The following is a 2,063-nucleotide window of genomic DNA, read 5'->3' on the forward strand; positions in this document are numbered from 1 at the left end:
GGCACCCTGGCCTCGTCGTCCGACGAATGGATCGAGCTCTTCAACCCGGGCTCGGAGGCCATTGACCTGGCAAACTGGCGGCTGACGGACGGCGGCGATCTCGATCGCACGCTTGCAGGAATCATCGAACCCCGTGGTTTCTGCTTGCTGGAACGCACTGATGATCAGACGGTTTCCGACATTGTCGCCGACCTGATCTACACCGGTGCCTTGAGCAACGACGGCGAGCGGCTCGAGCTGCTCGACCCGAGCGGCGCTTCCGTCGATGTGGCCAACCGAGGCGGCAGCGCCTGGCCAGCCGGCGACGCCGAGACGCATGCCAGCATGGAGCGCAAGCAAAGCGGCGGCTGGGGGACCTATACCGGCTACTACGGAAATGGTCACGATGCCGCGGGCAGCGGCATTGTCGGCACCCCCCACGCCCCGAACTCGCTCTTGTTCCCGACACCTGTGCCAACTTGGATTCCCGGGCAGGTCGTCGTCAACGAAGTGCTTGTCCGACCACACTATGACTGGGAGGGTACCGGCGGCACCGACCTCAACGACGAGTTCATCGAGTTGTACAACCGGGGCCCGCATGATGTCCAACTCGGAGGCTGGATTCTGGACGACCTGCGCAACGGCGGATCCACGCCCTTCGTCCTGTCCAACCGCCTGATCCAAGCCGAGGGGTACGCCGTGTTCTTCCGTACCCTCACCCACCTGGCGCTGAACGACACGGGCGACACCGTCACCCTGCGGGCGCCCAACGGTCACACAGTCGACACGATCTCGTACCTGCGGGTGAGGGCTTACAACCTGTCTTACGGCCGGCTGCCGGACGGGTCGGATCACTTGGTCTACGGGCTGTGGCCGTCCCCAGGGAACACGAACCGGATCTACACGCCGCCATCATTCCCGGTAGGTTCCATCCTTGTCAGCGAAGTCGCCTGGGCTGGCACCCTGGCCTCGGCCAACGACGAGTGGATCGAGTTGTGGAACCCCGGCAAGGAGTCGATCTCCCTGGCCGGTTGGGCCCTGACGGACGACAACGACATCTGGGCGCCCCTGACCGGGATGCTTGCACCTGGCGGCTACTGCCTTCTGGAGCGGACAGACGACGAGACGATCTCGGACCTGCCCGCGGATGGCATCTACCGCGGTGCGCTATCCGACGACGGCGAGCGTCTGAGGCTGGTTGATCCCTCCGGCCGTGATATCGACGTGGTGAACGCCACCGGCGCCTGGCCCGGCGGCCAGAGAGACAGCCGCGTCTCCATCGAGCGCCTCGGTGAAGAATGGTTGCCCTTCACCGGGGAGCTCGGGCGTGGCTTGGATGCAGACGGCTGGCCTATCCTCGGCACGCCGGGCGGTGCCAATTCGCGAGACCTGGAGGCGGCGCTGTCGGCGGCATCCTCCTGTGCTCAGGGAGCGGCCCCGGCTGCCGGGCCTTGTCCTTGATGACGGGGAGGACCGCCCAACTGAAGGCCTCCTGATCTCGCGGCAACATCCCCGCTGGGTCTGCACAACCTGGGGCTCCATCGGACGCTCTGGCGCAGGACGCAGGGCATTCGGCGCCCAGGTGAGGGCGCGGGCCGCGGGCAATCGTCATAGCGCCTCAACCTATCGCTCGCCTCTCCTCGAGCTGCGCAGCTCGCCGGCCAGTTTCTTATCCTGCCTTCATGGACCGCTCGGGGATTTGTATGCGCCTTTCATATCCCGGGTGCTAGGATGCAGACGAAAGCGCGGTCCTCGGATCCGAGGCCGCCGGGAGGATCTGCCATGCCTGAGCCAATCCGCAACCGCGTCGCGCCTCCGCCGAAGAAGAAGGAACTGCACCTCGAGCTCGAGCTAGCGCACATCAATCGGATCACCGAAGCCCTGGGGCAGCATGCAACCGAGCACCGACCCTGGGGGATCTCGGACATGGATGTGCTGGCCGAGGCGATTCGAGCCGAGGCAATCGACCAGGCCAAGCTGGCGCTCCCCGAGGAAGACCGGCCGCTGCGCCTGGAGGCGCTGCTCGGCCGTCCGGCATTTGCCCGCTTGCTCAAACAGCAGCTGGCGAACGGCGTTGCCGCCAC

At 65.9% G+C, this 2,063-nt stretch carries 2 protein-coding genes; both read left to right on the forward strand.

From position 1 onward, the window contains the following. Positions 1 to 1,440, forward strand: a 1,440-nt coding sequence (locus MUO23_07460; protein ID MCJ7512792.1) for a lamin tail domain-containing protein, incomplete at its 5' end; no start/stop codon positions are given. Positions 1,441 to 1,761: 321 nt separating this feature from the next. Continuing rightward, the coding region (locus MUO23_07465) for a hypothetical protein (protein MCJ7512793.1) at positions 1,762 to 2,063 on the forward strand (302 nt) is incomplete at its 3' end.

This window comes from Anaerolineales bacterium (assembly GCA_022866145.1).
Classification (GTDB): Bacteria; Chloroflexota; Anaerolineae; order Anaerolineales; family E44-bin32; genus PFL42.